This is a genomic window from Streptomyces sp. NPDC088197 (genome assembly GCF_044741185.1).
Lineage (GTDB): Bacteria > Actinomycetota > Actinomycetes > Streptomycetales > Streptomycetaceae > Actinacidiphila.
Genome location: NZ_JBIUSD010000004.1, coordinates 113,608 through 129,992 on the forward strand (window position 1 = coordinate 113,608; position 16,385 = coordinate 129,992).

Below are 16,385 nucleotides of genomic sequence, written 5' to 3' on the forward strand. Positions count from 1 at the left end.
GTCTGTCAGCCACGTCGAGCGTAGGGAGCGCGAACGATGACCACACTGCGGACGGTACGGGACGCCGGGGCCGGCTCCGGCGTCGCGGCGGCCGGGGAGCGGATCGCCTCGCGCATCGTCGGCCGCGAGCGCGAGCTGGAACTCGCGCTCGCGACCGTCGGCGCCGGGCGGGATCTCGTCCTGGAGGGCCCGCCCGGCACCAGCAAGACCACCATGCTCAAGGCGATCACCGAGGAGTGGGGCATCCCGCTGGTGTTCGTGGAGGGCAACGCCGATCTGACCCCGGCCAAGCTGGTCGGGCACCACAATCCCGCGCGGGTGCTGCGGGAGGACTACAGCGCCGACAACTTCGTGGCGGGGCCGCTGGTCCAGGCGATGCGCACCGGCGGGTTCCTCTACATCGAGGAGTTCAACCGCGCCCCCGAGGACACCCTCAACACCCTGCTGTCGGCGATGGCCGACCGCGCGGTCGAGGTGCCCAGGGTCGGCCTGGTCACCGCCGAGCCGTCGTTCCGGGTCATCGCCTCGATGAACCCCAGTGACGACATCGGCACCACCCGGCTCTCGGCGGGCGTCAGCGACCGGCTCAACCGGATCGTGGTCGGGTACCAGGACGCCGCCGCGGAGGAGGACATCGTCAGGCTGCGCGCCGCGCTGTCAGGTCCGCTCGCGGACCGGATCGTGCCCGACGCCGTCGCGGTGACCCGGGCCACCCGCGCGCACCCGGATCTGCGTCAGGGCAGCAGCGTGCGGGGCGCGATCGACTGCGCGCTGGTCGCCGACGGCCTGATGACGATGCGCGGCCTGAGCGGACCGGACGACGACCGCTACCCGGAGAGCTTCTACGACGCGATGACGGTCTCGCTGTCCGGCCGGATCCGGCTGGACGACGCGGCGGAGACCACCGCGGAGCGCGTCCTGCGGGAGATCTGGGAGGACCGCTTCGTGCTGGATCCGGCGCGGGCGGAGCCCGGATGAAGAGCGGTGGAGGCCGACTCGCCCGTACGGCGGCGCGAACGGGCGTCCACGGACCGGTCGCGGCGACCGCTGCGCCGTATCCCCAAGACACTCGACGAGGAGCCGAAGGTGTTCGAAGCGGTGGCGGGCACGGGAGGCACGGTGCTGCGCGCCCGCTCGCGCGGCGCCGGTCCCGCGCGCCCGCGGCCGACCCGCTCGGCGGCCGACTTCACCGAGGAGCGGGGGGAGCTGCTCAGCGGCTCGGACGACACCGAGCCGGTGGACCCCGCGGTGCGGGCGCGGGCCCGCGAGATCGCCGCGCGGCTGTCCCTGCCGAAGCCGAAGCGGGCGCGCGGCGGACGGCCGGCCGCTTCGGGGCGGCTGGCCAGCCTCCCGTACCGGCAGCGGGGCAGCGACATCGACCTGGATCCGACGCTGGAGCGGCTGGCGGAGCGGCCGGTCCCCGACGACGAGGACGTCTTCGTCTTCGAGCGGGTCCGCGCGCCCCGCTCCGTCGTGCTCGCGGTGGACCTGTCGGGGTCGATGAAGGGCGAGCGGGTACGTACCGCGGCGGCGACCGTGGGCGCGCTCGCGGCCGAGCTGGAGTCCGAGGCGCTGGCCGTCGTCGCCTTCTGGTCGGACGCGGCGGTGCTGCTCGAACTGGGCGACCCGGTCAGGCCGATGGAGCTGCTGGACGCGATGCTGCGCATCCCGGCCAGGGGCCTGACCAATGTGGCCTTCCCGCTGGAACTCGCCGCCGCCCGGCTGGCGTCGGTGCCGCGGCGCGGCGCGCGGGTGCTGCTGCTGTCGGACTGCGTCCACAACGCGGGGCCGGACCCGCGCCCGGCGGCGGCCCGGCTGCCGCGGCTGGACGTGCTGCTCGACACGAGCGGTGAGAAGGACGTCGAATTGGGCGCGGAACTGGCCAGGGCCGGGCACGGCACCTTCCACCGCATCCGCACCCACCACGACATCGCACCGGCTCTCAGGGAGGTCTTCCGCACATGAACGGCGCGTGGAGGCACGTTCGCCCGGGGCACGTGAGGAGCGGCTGACCCGCGCCTCAGCGGCGCACGGGCGGCACCTGACGCTCACGGACATGGACCGGCCCCGAAGGACCGGCTCCGAGACGAAGAGGAACACGCAATGAGCAGGAATCCCTGGTTCGAGACCGTCGCCGAGGCGCAGCGCCGGGCAAAGAAGCAACTACCGAGTTCGGTCTACGGAGCCCTGGTCGCGGGCTCGGAGCGCGGCCGGACCATCGACGACAACATCGAGGCGTTCGCCGAACTGGGCTTCGCGCCGCGGGTGGTGGGCCATCACGCCGAGCGCGACCTGTCGACGACGGTGCTGGGGATCCCGACGTCGATGCCCGTGGTGATCTCACCGACCGGTGTGCAGGCCGTGCACCCGGACGGCGAGGTGGCCGTCGCGCGGGCCGCCGCGAACCGGGGCGTGATCATGGGGCTCAGCTCCTTCGCCAGCAAGCCGGTCGAGGAGGTCGCCGAGGCGAACGAGAACACCTTCTTCCAGATGTACTGGACCGGCACCCGCGAGTCGATGGTGCAGCGGATGGACCGGGCCAGGGCCGCCGGGGCCAAGGCGCTGATCTCCACGCTCGACTGGTCCTTCTCCAACGGGCGCGACTGGGGCAGTCCTTCGATCCCGGAGAAGCTGGACTTCAAGACGATGCTGAAGTTCGCGCCGAACGTGGCGCCGCACCCGGCCTGGCTGATGCGGTTCCTCAAATCCCGTCGGCTCCCCGACCTCACCGCGCCCAACCTCCGCCCGCCGGGCGGCGCGGCGCCCACCTTCTTCGGCGCCTACTACGAGTGGATGCAGACGGCGCCGCCCACCTGGGACGACGTGAAGTGGCTGCGCGAGGAGTGGGGCGGCCCGTTCCTGCTCAAGGGCGTGACGCGGGTGGACGACGCCAAGCGCGCGGTCGACGCCGGGGTCAGCGGGATCTCGGTGTCCAACCACGGCGGCAACAACCTGGACACGACACCGGGCACGATACGGATGCTGCCGTCGATCGCCGAGGCGGTGGGCGACCAGATCGAGGTCGTGCTCGACGGCGGCATCCGGCGCGGCGGCGACGTCGCCAAGGCGCTGGCGCTCGGCGCCCGCGCGGTGCTGATCGGCCGCGCCTACCTGTGGGGGCTCGCGGCCAACGGCCAGGCCGGGGTGGAGAACGTCCTGGACATCATGCGCGGCGGCCTGGACTCCGCGGTGCTGGGCCTGGGCCACTCCTCGGTGCACGAGCTGTCCCCCGACGACCTGGTGATCCCCGACGGCTTCACCAGGACACTCGGCGGCGGGCTCGTCGGCCGCGCGGACCGCGCGGGCGCCGCGGAGGCCGCGCCGCGCTCCAAGGACCCGATCCGCTGACATGCCGTCGACACCCGCGAACCGCGCGGGCCCCGGGAGCACGGCAGGACCCGCGGCCCCTTCCGACCTGGCGCACGCCGTCTGGCCGACGGTCCCGTTCGCGCCGCTGGTCCTGGTGCCGCTGGGCTCGACCGAGCAGCACGGGCCGCATCTGCCGCTGGGCACCGACGCCGCCATCGCGCGGGCGGTCGCCGAGCGGGTGGCGGCCGGGGCCCCGCCCGAGTGGCACACCCTGGTCGCGCCGACCATGGCCTACGGTTCGAGCGGCGAGCACGCGGGCTTCGCGGGCACCGTCTCGATCGGCCGCGAGGCCCTGAAGGCGGTCCTCGTGGAGTCCGTGCGGTCGCTGGCGATGTGGGCCGGGCGGATCGTCTTCGTCAACGGGCACGGCGGCAATGTCGCCACGCTCGCCGAGGCGGTCGTCCTGCTGCGCGCCGAGGGCCACCACGTCGCGTGGGTGCCGTGCGTGGCACCCGACGCGGATCCGCACGCCGGACGGTGGGAGACCTCGGTCATGCTCCACCTGGCGCCCGGGGACGTGCGGACCGCGCAGGCCGTCGCCGGGGACACCCGGCCGCTCGCGGACCTCATGCCCGACCTGGTCGCGGGCGGTGTGCTGGCGGTCTCGCCGTCCGGGGTCCTCGGCGACCCGGCGGGGGCGTCCGCCGAAGAAGGAGAGAAGGCGATGACGTACATGGTCACCACGGCCACCCGGCTGATCGCCGAAGGGTCCGCGGACACCCGCGGCCGACTGGTCGACGCCGAACCGGTGGACGGGACGGTGACCGAATGACCGCGGAACCGGCGGGGCGCGCGCCCGAGGGCGACGGCGGTACGGGTGCGCCGGACGGCAAGCGCGGCGCCGGCGCTCCGGACGGCAGGAGCGGTACGGGCGCGCCCGGCGGGACCGCGCGGCTGCCCGGCGGCTTCGTGGTCGCGCTCAACCGCCACACCCGCGTCATCGACGGCGGCCGTGCCCTGCTCGGCGGCTTCCCGACCCGGCTCGTCCGGCTGACCCCCCGCGCGCGCCCGCTGCTGGCCGACGACCGTACGGTGCGCGTCCGGGACGCGGCGAGCGGCGTCCTCGCCGACCGGCTGCTCGACAACGGCATGGCGTACCCGGTCGTCCGCGACCTGCCGCAGAATCCCGACCCGCGGCACACCTTCGTCGTGCCCGTCCACGAGCGGGCCGCGCAACTCGACCGGCTGCTCACCAGCATCGGCCCCGGCCAGCGCGTCGTCGTCGTGGACGACGGATCGCGGCACGCCGACGACATCGAGGACACCGCCGCCAAGCACGGCGCCCAACTGGTCGTGCTGGAGCGGAACATGGGCCCGGCCGCGGCCCGCAACGCGGGGCTGCGGCTGGTCCGCACCCCGTACGTGGTCTTCGTGGACTCCGACATCGTGCTGCCCCCGGAGACCGTCCCCGTCCTGCTCCGGCACTTCACCGACCCCAAGGTCGGCATGGCCGTGCCGCGCATCACCGGGCTGCCGACCGCCGCGGCCACCGGCTGGATCGGCCGGTACGAGGCCGCCAGGTCCTCGCTCGACCTCGGCCGGGACCCGGCGGCCGTCCGCCCGGGGACCCCCGTCTCCTGGGCCTCCACCGCGTGCAGCGTGGCGCGGGTGGACGCGATGGCGGACGGCTTCGACGCGGCCATGCGGGTCGGCGAGGACGTCGACCTGTGCTGGCGGCTGATCGAGGACGGCTGGCGCGTACGGTACGAGCCGTCGGTCCGCGCCGAGCACGAGCACCGCGTGCGGTTCACGGACTGGATGCTGCGCAAGGCCGCGTACGGCACGGGAGCGCATCCGCTGGCCGAGCGCCACCCCGAACTCATCGCCCCCGCCGTCCTCGCCCCTTGGGCGGGCGCGCTGTCCCTCGCGCTGCTGGCCCAGCGCCGCTGGTCGCTGCCGGTGGCGGGCGCCGTCTGCGGGATCACGACCGTACGGATCGCCCGCAAACTCAAGGGCGCCGACCACCCGGTACGGCTGGCCACCCGGCTCACCGCCAACGGCGCGGTCAGCGCCCTGTCCCAGACCGGCGCCCTGCTCACCCGCCACTGGTGGCCGCTGGCCGCCGTCGGCTGCGCGGTCTCCCCCCGGATCCGGCGCGCGGTCGCCGTCGCGTCGGTCGCCGACGTCGCCCTCGAATACCGTCCGGGCGAGGTCGGCCTCGACCCCCTGCGCTACGCCGTCGCCCGCCGCCTGGACGACCTCGCCTACGGCACGGGCGTCTGGCTCTCCGCGCTCAAGGGCCGCTCGACAGCGGCGCTGCGCCCGCGCCTGGGGTCCGGCAAGGGTGCCTCGGGCTGACGCTCACGCGCGGTCGTGGCGGATCGCGTCCGCGACGACCTCGCCGATCAGGACGGCGGTCGCCGCGGGACCGCGCAGGGGAGCGGCCGGAAGGATCGAGGTGTCCGCGACCCGCAGCCCCCGCACTCCGTGGACCCTGCCGTACTGGTCGACCACGGCGTGCCGGTCGTCCGCCGGACCCATGGGCGCGCTCGCGCAGGCGTGCACCGAGGTGCCGATACGGGCCCGGATCCACGCGTCGAGCAGGCCGTCGTCGGCCAGCGTCTCGTGGCGGGGCCCGGCCGTCGAGTCCGGCGCGACGACGGTACGGAAGGCGGGTGCGGCGATCAGTGCCGCTGTCGTCCTGACGGCCTCGCGCAGCCGCCGCCGGTCGTCGGGCGTCCGCAGATAGCCGTAGTCGACGGTCGGCGGCACCGCGGGGTCGGCGGAGACGATCCGCAGGCGTCCGCGCGGTCGCGGGGCCTGCGCGGAGACGAGGAAGGGCAGCGGCGCGCCGGGCAGCGACGTGCGGGCGCGGATCAGGGCCGCCATCGGCGTGAGCGACTGGAGGATCTCCAGGTCGCCCGCCGCGGGGCCGCCGCTCGACGCCAGGTGGAGGGCGCCGCCGAGCCAACCGCCGTCGGCGGCGGGCACGTCGGGTACCGGGGTCCACTCCACGACGATCTGCGGGTGGTCGCTGAACGACCCGCCGACGCCGGGGGCGTCCCGCAGCACGGGGATGCCGAGGCGTTCGAGGTCCGCGCGCGGGCCGATGCCGGACAGCGCCAGCAGGTGCGGTGACCCGAAAGCGCCCGCGCACAGCACGACTTCACCCGCCGTGACGGTCTCCCGTACGCCGTCGCGTTCGGTCTCCACGCCGACCGCGCGGCCGTGCTCCACCAGGACTCGGCGGACGGTGCGGTCGCCGAGGACGGTGAGGTTGGGGCGCGCGAGCGCGTCCTGGAGGTAGCCGACGGCGGTGTTGGCGCGTACGCCGTCGACCGCGTTCGACGGCACCGGGCCGAAGCCGGGCGCGCCCTGGTCGTTCTTGTCCGGCTCGGCCGGGAACCCCGACTCGCGGGCCGCCGCGCCGAACGCCGCGGCGGCGGGGTGGTCGAGCGCGGTCCGCCGCACCCGGACCGGGCCGTCCGCGCCGTGGACGGCGGACGCGCCGTAGTCCAGGTCGGCCTCCATCCGGCGCAGGAACGGCAGCATCCGGTCGAAGGACCAGGCGTCGTTGCCCGCCGCCGCCCACCGGTCGAAGTCGTCCCGCCGGGCCCATACGAAATACCCGCCGTTGACGGTGGTCGAGCCGCCCAGGATCCTGCCGCGGCCGATCGTGTGGGGACGCTCGGGTGTCAGACGCGCCGGATACAGCCACAGCGGCGCCCCCCGCGCCCACGCCCCCGGTACGAGCCGCGCGTCCAGCAACTCCGGCGCGAAGGTTCTCGGCGCGGGCCCCGCCTCGATCAGCGCCACCGTCCGCCCCGCGTCCTCGCTCAGCCGCGCGGCCAACGGCCCCCCGCTCCCGCCTCCCCCGACCACCACGACATCGGCCCGCGCCACCCCGCTCCTCGGACCCACGCCCCGCCCCTTTCCCACCGGTTCACGGCCACCCTAGGCGAGCCCCCCTCCCGTTCCCGGTCGGCGCTCCCGCCGGGCCCGGTCAGGCGGACGGGCTCCGCGCCGGGGTCTCGCCGAGGGCCGGACCTTCAGCGGTGGGGAGCGGGCGCAGGCCGGGGGCCAGGGCGAGGGTGACGGCTACGGAGGCGGTCGCCATCACGGTCATGGCGGTGGCGGGTGAGGTGCGCTGGGCGACAGCTCCCGCCAGGGTGGCGCCGACGCCCTGGAGGGTGAGCGTGCCGGAGGAGTGGAGGCCGAGGGCGTGGCCGCTGAGGGCGTCGGGGGTGAGGGACATGAGCCGTTCCTGGAGGAGGAGGCTCGCGGAGTAGCCGACGGAGGCGAGGACGACGGCGGTCACGGCGAGCGGCAGGGCGGGGTGGAGGGCGAAGGCGAGGTAGGGGGCGGCGAGCAGCAGCCGCAGCGGGGCGCCGAGGCGTTCGCGCCAACGGCGGGGCAGGAAGCGGCCGGTGAGGGTGTCGCCCGCGAGCATCCCGAGGGCCGCGCTGGCGAAGAGGAGCCCGGCGTGCCGGGGCGCGTAGGGGACGTAGAGGGATTCGCAGCCGACGATGAGCCCGTTGGGCACCCACAGGGCGAGGTAGACGTAGCGGCGGGGCACGGACGACCAGAGCAGGCCGTTGGTGCGCCAGGTGTCGGCGACCGACGGGCGTCCCGCGGTACGCGGCGGGCGACCGCTCAGGCCGAGCCGGGCGACGGCCGCGGCGGCCAGGTAGAGCGCGGCGCCGGCCAGCAGGGTGCCGCGCGGGGACAGCACGGTGACCAGGACCCCGCCGACGGCGAAGCCGCAGATCTGCGTGGCGCCGACCGACATGTTGAGCACGGACCTGCCGAGCAGATAGCCGTCGCGCTCAAGGATCTCGTTGAGCAGCCCGTAGCGCACTCCCCCGCCCAGTGAGGCGATCAGCCCCTCGCCGAGGAGTACGGCGAAGGCCGCCCACACGGGCAGTCCCGGCACGGCCTGGGCGGCGGTGCACAGGCCGAAGAGCAGGGCGAGCCCGGCCGTCGCGGCGCGCGGCGGCAGCCGGTCGGCGGCCGACAGCAGTGTGGTCGCGCCGACGACCTGGACCAGCGCCGGGCCGAACATCGCCAGGGCGGACAGCAGCGGCGAGCCGGTCGCCGTGTAGATCAGCGTGCCCAGCGCGAGACCGCTCACCGTGGAGGCGGCCGTCGACAGCGAGCCGGTCGCGAACAGCGGCGTGAACTCCGGGGCGCGGAAGAGTTCTCGGTAGGTGCGCATGGACGGGGAGTCTCCGCAGGCCGGCCGGCCCGGCGTTAGAGTTTCGCGGGGAGGCGAAACGATGGGCTGGTGGCTGGTCAACGCGGACACCCTCGCGGGAGGCCGTTTCGTCGTCTCCCCGCTGGCCGAGACCGTCGCGAGCCTGCTCGACCTGGCGGGCGGCACGGCCGCGCACCCCGGCGAGAGCGCGTGGCTGCGCGCCCACCGGTCCGCGTACCGGCGCCGCCTGGCCGAGGACCCGGTCGCCGCGCTCATCGTCGGGGCCGGATTCCGGCCGACCTGGATCGCGGACTTCCTCATCCCCCCGCCGCGGGCCGAGGGCGAGCCGTCGATCGAGGCGGAGCTGGACCGTATCCGTACGACCCCGGCCGACGTCGCCCGCGCCGACCTGGCGATATCGCTGGGCGGACCGCTGCCCGCCTGGCTGCCCGAGGCCGAAGTGCCCCAGCGGGCCGCGGATGTGATGCGGTGGGTGTGGACGGAGACGGTCCTGCCGTACTGGCCCCGGCGGCGCCGCGTTCTCGAGGCCGACATCGTGGCGCGCACCCGGCAGTTGAGCCAGGGCGGCTGGACGGCGGCGCTGGACGACATGCGGCCGGGGATGCGCTGGCTGGGCGAGGGACGGCTCCAGATCAACGCGTACGACAATCCGCCGCGCGAGATCTCCGGGGCGCGGCTGCTGTTCGTGCCGGTCACCCCGCGCCGCAGCTGGGTCTCCTGGGACCGGCCGCACCGCTACGCCGTGATCTACCCGTGCGCGGGCGTACTGGCCGAGCCGGACCGGCCCTCGGCGCCGGACGCCCTGCGCGCGCTGCTCGGGCCGGGGCGCGCGGCCGTCCTCGTCCTCCTGGACTCCCCCAAGAGCACCACCCAACTGGTCGCGCTCACCGGCCAGGGACTCGGCTCCGTCGGCCGCCATCTGAAGGTGCTCTTCGACGCCGGTCTGATCCGGCGCCGTCGCGCGGGGCGGTCGGTGCTCTACTACCGGACGGACGCCGGGGAGGTGCTGGTGCGCGCCCAGCGGCACGAGTGAGCCGTCGTCGCGGAGCGGGCGGGGCGCTCAGGAACGCGTGGCCGTCGTGTCGATCTGTTCCTCGGCCGGGCCGGGGGACGCGGCGGCGGCCGGGAGCGCGGCGCGGCGGCGCGCGTACGGGCCGATGGCCTCGGTGAGTTTGCGGGCGATCGGCTCGGTCCAGCGGGCGGTGAGCGGGCCGAGGACGACCAGGATCAGCACATACGCGGTGGCCAGCGGCCCGATCCGGGGCTCGACACCGACCGCGAGTCCCGCGATGACGATGGAGAACTCGCCGCGCGCGACCAGCGTGCCGCCCGCCCGCCACCGTCCGGCGGACCGGATTCCGGCCCTGCGCGCCGCGTACCAGCCGGTGGCGACCTTGGTGAGGGTCGTGACGACCGCCAGGATCAGCGCGGGGACCAGGACCGGCGGGATGTCGGACGGGACGGTGCTCAGGCCGAAGAAGACGAAGAAGACCGCCGCGAACAGGTCCCGCAGCGGGGTCAGGAGATTGCGGGCTCCTTCGGCGACCTCACCGGAGAGCGCGATGCCGACCAGGAACGCGCCGACGGCGGCGGAGACCTGGAGCTGCTGCGCGACACCGGCCACCAGCAGCGTCAGCCCGAGCACGACCAGCAGCAGCATCTCGGGATTGTCGGAGGAGACGGCGCGGCTGATCAGCCGCCCGTGGCGCAGCGCCACGTACAGGACGATCCCGACCGTGCCGAGCGAGATCAGCAGAGTGAGGGTGCCGCCCGCGAGACTCACACCCGCCAGCAGGGCGCTGAGAATCGGCAGATAGACCGCCATCGAGAGGTCTTCGAGGACCAGCACACCCAGAATGAGCGGGGTCTCACGGTTGCCGAGACGGCCGAGGTCCCCGAGGACCTTCGCGATCACACCCGACGAGGAGATCCACGTCACGCCCGCCAGCGCGACGGCCGCGACCGGACCCCAGCCCAGCAGCAGCGCGGCCACCGCGCCGGGTACGGCGTTGAGCGCGAAGTCCACCGCGCCCGAGGGGTACTGCGTTTTCAGATTCGTGACGAGTTCCGAAGCGCTGTACTCCAGGCCGAGCAGCAGAAGCAGCAGGACGACGCCGATCTCGGCGCCGGTGGCCACGAAGTCCTCACTGGCGTGCAGCGGGATGAGCCCGCCTTTGCCGAAGGCCAGCCCCGCGAGCAGATAGAGGGGGATCGGCGAGAAGCCGACACGTCCCGCGAGGCGGCCGAGGATGCCCAGGGCGAGAATGATCGCCCCGAGCTCGATGAGCATGTCGGTCGTGTCGTGCACAGGCTCTTATCCCCCTGTGATCAGTTCCGCGACGGCGTCCACACCTTCGCGGGTGCCGACGACGACAAGGATGTCGCCGACCGCGAAGCGGAAGTCGGGAGTGGGCGACGGCACGGCGGCCGTGCGGCGGAGCACGGCGACGATCGAGGCGCCGGTACGGGTACGGGCCTGCGTGTCGCCGAGCGTGCGGCCCGCGTACGGCGACCGTTTGCTCACCGTGATGTGCTCGGTGACCAGGTCGATCTCGAAGTGCTGGCGCAGGTGCGCGACCGGGTCGGGCGGGAGCAGTTCGGCGAGCGCGCTCACTTCGTGCGGCTCCAGGACCACGGCGTCCTTGCAGGCGTCGTCGTCCTCCGGGTCGTGGAACGCCAGGGTGCGCCGCCCGTCGTGGTGCACGACCACCGACAGGTGCCGACCGGCGTCGGTGGACACGTCGTAGCGGATGCCCACCCCCGGGAGCGGGGTCTTGCGCGCGTGGACGGTGTGCTGCATTGCGTGCTCCAAGGGGGACGGGACGTGTCGTGTGAACGGCGTCCGGGCCGACCGGTGTTGGTCGGGCGGTCGGGCGGCGCGGCGCGTTCGCCGGGTCGGCGGCGACCGCGGCTCCTACCAGGGTCGCGGGCGGACCGACCGAGCCATAGTAAAGGAATGGCAAATGGATTGCGGGGGCGGGATGGGGCACCCCTCGCCGGCCCCCGGCGGGGCGCCCGCGCGGCGGGCCGTCGAGGGGGGAAAAGCGGTTGACGGGAGCCGCCGCCGCGCGGTCGTATGACGCCCCATGACCACCCCGCCCATGCACCCTGACCTGCACCCCATCGACGCCGACCTCGTACGGCGGCTGGTGGCCGAACAGTTCCCCCGGTGGGCGGGGCTCGACGTGCGGCGGTTCCCGTCCGGCGGCACGGTCAACGCGATGTACCGGCTCGGCGACGACATGGTGGTCCGTCTGCCGCTCGTGGCGGGCGGGGCCGGGGACGTCGCGCTGGAGCAGGAGTGGCTGCCGCGGCTCGCGCCCCTGCTGCCCGCGGCCGTCCCCGAAGTCCTCGGCGCCGGGGAGCCCGCGCGGGGGTATCCGTGGCCGTGGTCGGTGTACCGGTGGCTGGACGGCGAACCGCCGGAGGCGGGGGCGCTGAGCGAACCCGTACGCCTGGCGGAGGACATCGCCGGATTCGTGCGGGCGATGCGGGACGTCACGCTGCCGGACCCGCCGCCCGCCTATCGCGGCGAACCGCTCGCCCACCATGACGCGTCGACTCGGTCGGCGATCGCGCGACTGCGCGGGATTCCGCAGGAGGGCGTCGATTGCGACGGCCTGACCGCCGTGTGGGAGGACGCCCTGCGCGCGCCCGTCTGGGACGGGCCGCCGGTGTGGGTGCACTCCGATCTGATGCCGGGCAATCTGCTGGTGTCGGGGGGCCGGCTGACCGCGGTGATCGACTTCGGGTGCGCGGGCGTGGGCGATCCGGCCTGTGACCTGTTCCCCGCGTGGAATCTGCTGCCGCCCGACGCGCGGGAGGTCCTGCGCGGCGCGCTCGGCGTCGACGACGCGACGTGGAGGCGCGGGCGGGGCCGGGCGCTCTCCCAGGCGGTGAACGCGCTGCCGTACTACCGCGAGACGAATCCGACGATGGCACGTAACGCCCGGCATGTGATCCGCGCGGTGCTCGCCCAGGACTGAGCCCCGGGCCGCTGGGCGCCTGGGCACCCGGCGGCCGAAAGGGCCCCGCACACAGCGACGTCCGGGGCGGCTTCTGCGAGCCGCCCCGGACGTCGTGGCCGGGATGTGCGTCAGACGCGGTCAGGCGTCCTCACGCGGTGCCCCGGAGGCACCGTTCTCAGACCAGGTCGAACCGGTCGAGGTCCATGACCTTGGCCCACGCCGCGACGAAGTCGTTGACGAACTTCTCCTTCGCGTCGTCGCTCGCGTAGACCTCCGCCAGGGCGCGCAGCTCGGAGTTCGAGCCGAAGACCAGGTCGGCGCGGGTGCCGGTCCACTTGACCGCGCCGGAGGCGTCGCGGCCCTCGAAGGTGTTCGCGTCCTCCGACGTCGCGCTCCACGTCGTGCCCAGGTCGAGCAGGTTGACGTAGAAGTCGTTGGTCAGCGTGCCGGGGGTCTCGGTGAGGGCGCCGAGGGCGGACTGCTGGTAGTTGGCACCCAGGACGCGCAGGCCGCCGACGAGGACGGTCAGCTCGGGGGCGCTCAGGTTCAGCAGGTTCGCCTTGTCGATCAGCAGGTACTCGGCGGGCAGCCGGTTGGCCTTGCCGAGGTAGTTGCGGAATCCGTCGGCGGTCGGCTCCAGGGCGCTGAACGACTCGACGTCGGTCTGCTCCTGGGTCGCGTCCACGCGGCCCTGCGTGAACGGCACCTGAATGTCGAACCCGGCCGCCTTGGCGGCCTGCTCGACGCCGACGCCACCGGCCAGCACGATCAGGTCGGCGAAGGAGATCCCCTTACCGCCGCTCTGGGCGGCGTTGAAGGACTCCTGGACACCTTCCAGGGTGCGCAGCACGGTCGCCAACCGGTCGGGCTCGTTGACCTCCCAGCCGATCTGCGGCTGGAGGCGGACGCGCGCGCCGTTGGCGCCGCCGCGCTTGTCGCTGCCGCGGAAGGACGAGGCCGAGGCCCACGCGGTGGAGACGAGCTGGGCCACCGACAGCCCGGAGCCGAGGATCTGGCTCTTGAGGGCGGCGAGGTCGGAGGCGTCGAGCGGCTCGTGGGTGGCGGCGGGCAGCGGGTCCTGCCACAGCAGCACCTCGGAGGGGACCTCGGGACCGAGGTAGCGCACGACCGGGCCCATGTCGCGGTGGGTCAGCTTGTACCAGGCGCGGGCGAAGGCGTCCGCGAACTCGGCGGGGTTCTCGAAGAAGCGCCGCGAGATCTGCTCGTACGCCGGGTCGACCCGCAGCGCGAGGTCGGTGGTGAGCATCGTCGGGGCGTGGCTCTTGGACGCGTCGTGCGCGTCCGGTACGGTGCCGGCGCCCGCGCCCTCCTTCGGCCGCCACTGGTTGGCGCCCGCGGGGCTCTGGAACAGCTCCCACTCGTAGCCGAAGAGGATCTCGAAGAAGCTGTTGTCCCAGGCGGTCGGGGTGTTGGTCCAGATGCCCTCGAGACCGCTGGTGATCGCGTCGCCGCCCTTGCCGGTGCCGTAGCTGTTCTTCCAGCCGAGGCCCTGCTGCTCGACGGAGGCGGCCTCGGGGTCGTCGCCGACGTTGTCGGCCGGGCCCGCGCCGTGGGTCTTGCCGAAGGTGTGGCCGCCCGCGATCAGCGCGACGGTCTCCTCGTCGTTCATCGCCATCCGGCGGAAGGTCTCACGGATGTCGCGGGCCGCGGCCAGCGGGTCGGGCGTTCCGTTGGGGCCCTCGGGGTTGACGTAGATGAGGCCCATCTGGACGGCGCCGAGCGGGTTCTCCAGCTCGCGGTCGCCCGTGTAGCGCTCGTCGCCGAGCCAGGTGGTCTCGGGGCCCCAGTAGACGTCCTCGTCGGGCTCCCAGACGTCCGCGCGACCGCCGCCGAAGCCGAAGGTCTCGAAGCCCATCTGCTCCAGGGCGACATTGCCGGTGAGGATCATCAGGTCGGCCCAGGACAGGCTCTGGCCGTACTTCTTCTTGACCGGCCACAGCAGACGGCGGGCCTTGTCCAGGTTGGCGTTGTCCGGCCAACTGTTGAGCGGGGCGAAGCGCTGCTGGCCCGCGCCGCCGCCGCCGCGGCCGTCGCTGATGCGGTACGTGCCCGCGCTGTGCCACGCCATACGGATCATGAAGGGGCCGTAGTTGCCGAAGTCGGCGGGCCACCAGTCCTGGGAGCTGGTCAGCACCTGCGCGATGTCCTGCTTGACCGCCGCGAGGTCGAGGGTCTTGAACGCCGCGGCGTAGTCGAAGTCCTCGCCGAGCGGGTTGGCCACGGCGGGGTTCTTGGCAAGGATCTTCAAATTGAGCCGCTCGGGCCACCACTGGCGGTTTCCGCCGCCCTGAGTCGGGTGCGGCGCGCGTCCGTGCGCGACCGGGCAGCCACCCCCGCCCTCCGCCTTCGCGTCAGTGACGATTGCATCATGGTTCTCAGACATGGGAATCCTTCCGGACCAGGCGGATCACGGTGCTCAGGAACTGCGGGGAAATGGAACAGTCGGGGCGCTCGGCCCCGGGAGACGACCGCGGTTCGTCGGGCGACAAGTCGAACGACGAGCCAGGGTCATCGGACACGGTCGGGCGGGCGGTGGCCGTGACGCGGGCGGTCCCCACCCTCAGGCCGACGCCGCGCGACTTCACGGCAGTGGTCCCGTCACGTCTCCGTCTCCTGCCCTGCTGGGGGCTTCCTGTCCCTTGGCTATCGCCGGAACCGATCCTACGATGGACTGTGTCCAAGTCAAGAAGCGGGCCAAGCTCATATCCCATCAGACTCCGGACGCCCATGAGTAAACTTCGGGCATCCCGCCGAACCTGAATAGGTGAACCGACATGAGTGACCTGCTGGAGCGGCTGCGCGGACGCGGCTGGCGGATGACCTCCCAGCGCCGCGTCGTCGCCGAGGTTCTCGACGGCGACCACGTCCACCTGACGGCCGACGAGGTGCACGCCCGCGCGGCCGGGCGGCTGCCGGAGATCTCGCGGGCCACCGTCTACAACACCCTGGGCGAGATGGTCGCGCTCGGCGAGGTCATCGAGGTCTCCACCGACGGCCGCGCCAAGCGGTACGACCCGAACGCGCACCACGCCCACCAGCACCTGGTGTGCTCGCGCTGCGGCACGATCCGGGACGTCCACCCGACCGGCGACCCGCTGGCCGACCTGCCGCCCGAGGAGCGCTTCGGTTTCACCGTCTCGGCGTTCGAGGTCACCTACCGGGGTGTGTGCCCGTCCTGCGCGTGAGGACCGCGCCTCAGCGCGGACGCCGGTAGCCGTCAGTCCTCGGCGGCGGGCAGCGCCGTCGCGACCACCCGGCGGATGGCGGGCAGGTCGACGCTCGCGGCGAGCGCGTCGTCCTCCGGCATGCCCGTGGTCGCGTCCTCGACGTTGAGCAGGGTGCGGAAGACGCGCGGCAGCACGGTGCGGCCGAGCAGGTCCTCGGCGAGGGCGGCGCCGTCCTCGGGTCCCATGCCGTAGCGCTCGACGAGATACGCGGCCAGCCGTTCGTGGGTGGTGGCGAACATGGCGTCGAAGTACGCGCGCGAACTGGCGGGCAGCCACGCGGCGGCGGCGATGCTCAGCCGGCAGGTGCGCACCTGCGACTCCCACGTCATGAGCTGGAGGAACCGCCCGCAGAACAGGGTGACGGCTTCCGCGGGGTCCGCGGAGTACGCGTCGGGCGTCCGCAGCCTGCCGAGGTAGAGCTCGCGGACGAGTCCGAGGACGGCGAGGAACAGCTTCTCCTTGTTCTCGAAGTGCGCGTACAGCGACCGCTTGGACGTCCCGGCGCGGGCGGCGACGGCGTCCATCGAGGCGCGCTCGTACCCGGCCTCGAGAAACACGTCCTTGGCCATGAACAGGATGTGGCGCCGCAACTCCTCGCCCCGTCGCTGCTCCCCGCGCTGTCGCGGCCCGCCTTCTTCGGTCATC

At 73.8% G+C, this 16,385-nt stretch carries 14 protein-coding genes; 8 read left to right on the forward strand and 6 right to left on the reverse strand.

What is annotated here, in order from left to right:
- The first annotated feature begins 36 nt into the window (after positions 1 to 36).
- From ACIOC1_RS12560 to mftF, 5 genes are all read left to right on the forward strand, one after another.
- Positions 37 to 978 (forward strand): AAA family ATPase, encoded by a 942-nt coding sequence (locus ACIOC1_RS12560; RefSeq protein ID WP_391044983.1) that lies wholly within the window; start codon positions 37 to 39, stop codon positions 976 to 978.
- Between the two features lie 6 nt (positions 979 to 984).
- Positions 985 to 1,965 (forward strand): VWA domain-containing protein, encoded by a 981-nt coding sequence (locus tag ACIOC1_RS12565; protein ID WP_401853769.1) that lies wholly within the window; start codon positions 985 to 987, stop codon positions 1,963 to 1,965.
- Positions 1,966 to 2,103: 138 nt separating this feature from the next.
- Positions 2,104 to 3,348, forward strand: coding sequence for a pre-mycofactocin synthase MftD (mftD, locus tag ACIOC1_RS12570; RefSeq protein ID WP_391161924.1), 1,245 nt, complete (start codon positions 2,104 to 2,106; stop codon positions 3,346 to 3,348).
- Position 3,349: 1 nt separating this feature from the next.
- Positions 3,350 to 4,141 carry a mycofactocin biosynthesis peptidyl-dipeptidase MftE gene (mftE, locus tag ACIOC1_RS12575; RefSeq protein ID WP_391161925.1) on the forward strand — a complete coding sequence of 264 codons (792 nt, stop codon included), beginning with the start codon at positions 3,350 to 3,352 and terminating at the stop codon, positions 4,139 to 4,141.
- On the forward strand, positions 4,138 to 5,667 hold the full coding sequence (mftF, locus tag ACIOC1_RS12580) for a mycofactocin biosynthesis glycosyltransferase MftF (RefSeq protein WP_401853774.1): 1,530 nt from the start codon (positions 4,138 to 4,140) through the stop codon (positions 5,665 to 5,667). Before mftE ends, mftF begins: the two co-directional genes overlap by 4 nt.
- A 3-nt stretch (positions 5,668 to 5,670) precedes the next feature.
- On the opposite strand, the gene mftG is transcribed toward mftF, so the two are convergent.
- On the reverse strand, positions 5,671 to 7,230 hold the full coding sequence (gene mftG, locus ACIOC1_RS12585; protein ID WP_401853776.1) for a mycofactocin system GMC family oxidoreductase MftG: 1,560 nt from the start codon (positions 7,228 to 7,230) through the stop codon (positions 5,671 to 5,673).
- An 82-nt stretch (positions 7,231 to 7,312) separates the two neighbouring features.
- Positions 7,313 to 8,524, reverse strand: a complete 1,212-nt coding sequence (locus tag ACIOC1_RS12590; protein ID WP_401722063.1) for an MFS transporter — start codon at positions 8,522 to 8,524, stop codon at positions 7,313 to 7,315.
- Between the two features lie 61 nt (positions 8,525 to 8,585).
- Here ACIOC1_RS12590 and ACIOC1_RS12595 point away from each other — a divergent pair, with 61 nt between their 5' ends.
- The gene (locus tag ACIOC1_RS12595) at positions 8,586 to 9,557 is read left to right on the forward strand and encodes an ArsR/SmtB family transcription factor (protein WP_401853779.1); all 972 of its coding nucleotides are present in this window, start codon (positions 8,586 to 8,588) and stop codon (positions 9,555 to 9,557) included.
- 27 nt (positions 9,558 to 9,584) lie between these two features.
- On the opposite strand, the gene ACIOC1_RS12600 is transcribed toward ACIOC1_RS12595, so the two are convergent.
- Both ACIOC1_RS12600 and ACIOC1_RS12605 read right to left on the reverse strand, forming a co-directional pair.
- The gene (locus ACIOC1_RS12600; protein ID WP_401853782.1) at positions 9,585 to 10,832 is read right to left on the reverse strand and encodes a cation:proton antiporter; all 1,248 of its coding nucleotides are present in this window, start codon (positions 10,830 to 10,832) and stop codon (positions 9,585 to 9,587) included.
- Between the two features lie 6 nt (positions 10,833 to 10,838).
- Positions 10,839 to 11,324, reverse strand: a complete 486-nt coding sequence (locus tag ACIOC1_RS12605) for a cation:proton antiporter regulatory subunit (RefSeq protein ID WP_188281150.1) — start codon at positions 11,322 to 11,324, stop codon at positions 10,839 to 10,841.
- 286 nt (positions 11,325 to 11,610) lie between these two features.
- Here ACIOC1_RS12605 and ACIOC1_RS12610 point away from each other — a divergent pair, with 286 nt between their 5' ends.
- On the forward strand, positions 11,611 to 12,510 hold the full coding sequence (locus ACIOC1_RS12610) for a phosphotransferase (protein WP_391045007.1): 900 nt from the start codon (positions 11,611 to 11,613) through the stop codon (positions 12,508 to 12,510).
- A gap of 157 nt (positions 12,511 to 12,667) precedes the next feature.
- Here ACIOC1_RS12610 and katG read toward each other — a convergent pair whose 3' ends face one another.
- Positions 12,668 to 14,896, reverse strand: coding sequence for a catalase/peroxidase HPI (gene katG, locus ACIOC1_RS12615; protein ID WP_401853786.1), 2,229 nt, complete (start codon positions 14,894 to 14,896; stop codon positions 12,668 to 12,670).
- A gap of 391 nt (positions 14,897 to 15,287) precedes the next feature.
- Here katG and ACIOC1_RS12620 point away from each other — a divergent pair, with 391 nt between their 5' ends.
- The gene (locus ACIOC1_RS12620) at positions 15,288 to 15,698 is read left to right on the forward strand and encodes a Fur family transcriptional regulator (RefSeq protein WP_188281148.1); all 411 of its coding nucleotides are present in this window, start codon (positions 15,288 to 15,290) and stop codon (positions 15,696 to 15,698) included.
- 32 nt (positions 15,699 to 15,730) lie between these two features.
- On the opposite strand, the gene ACIOC1_RS12625 is transcribed toward ACIOC1_RS12620, so the two are convergent.
- A complete protein-coding gene (locus tag ACIOC1_RS12625) occupies positions 15,731 to 16,384 on the reverse strand; it encodes a TetR/AcrR family transcriptional regulator (RefSeq protein WP_401311264.1) in 654 nt (217 codons plus the stop codon).
- Position 16,385: the final 1 nt, after the last annotated feature.

Coding starts and splice junctions, on each gene's coding strand:
- mftD (WP_391161924.1), top strand. CDS start 2,104: ATGAGCAGGAATCCCTGGTTCGAGACCGTCGCCGAGGCGCAGCGCCGG.
- ACIOC1_RS12610 (WP_391045007.1), top strand. CDS start 11,611: ATGACCACCCCGCCCATGCACCCTGACCTGCACCCCATCGACGCCGAC.
- ACIOC1_RS12605 (WP_188281150.1), bottom strand. CDS start 11,324: ATGCAGCACACCGTCCACGCGCGCAAGACCCCGCTCCCGGGGGTGGGC.
- mftF (WP_401853774.1), top strand. CDS start 4,138: ATGACCGCGGAACCGGCGGGGCGCGCGCCCGAGGGCGACGGCGGTACG.
- ACIOC1_RS12590 (WP_401722063.1), bottom strand. CDS start 8,524: ATGCGCACCTACCGAGAACTCTTCCGCGCCCCGGAGTTCACGCCGCTG.
- katG (WP_401853786.1), bottom strand. CDS start 14,896: ATGTCTGAGAACCATGATGCAATCGTCACTGACGCGAAGGCGGAGGGC.
- ACIOC1_RS12625 (WP_401311264.1), bottom strand. CDS start 16,384: ATGACCGAAGAAGGCGGGCCGCGACAGCGCGGGGAGCAGCGACGGGGC.
- ACIOC1_RS12560 (WP_391044983.1), top strand. CDS start 37: ATGACCACACTGCGGACGGTACGGGACGCCGGGGCCGGCTCCGGCGTC.
- ACIOC1_RS12620 (WP_188281148.1), top strand. CDS start 15,288: ATGAGTGACCTGCTGGAGCGGCTGCGCGGACGCGGCTGGCGGATGACC.
- mftE (WP_391161925.1), top strand. CDS start 3,350: ATGCCGTCGACACCCGCGAACCGCGCGGGCCCCGGGAGCACGGCAGGA.
- ACIOC1_RS12595 (WP_401853779.1), top strand. CDS start 8,586: ATGGGCTGGTGGCTGGTCAACGCGGACACCCTCGCGGGAGGCCGTTTC.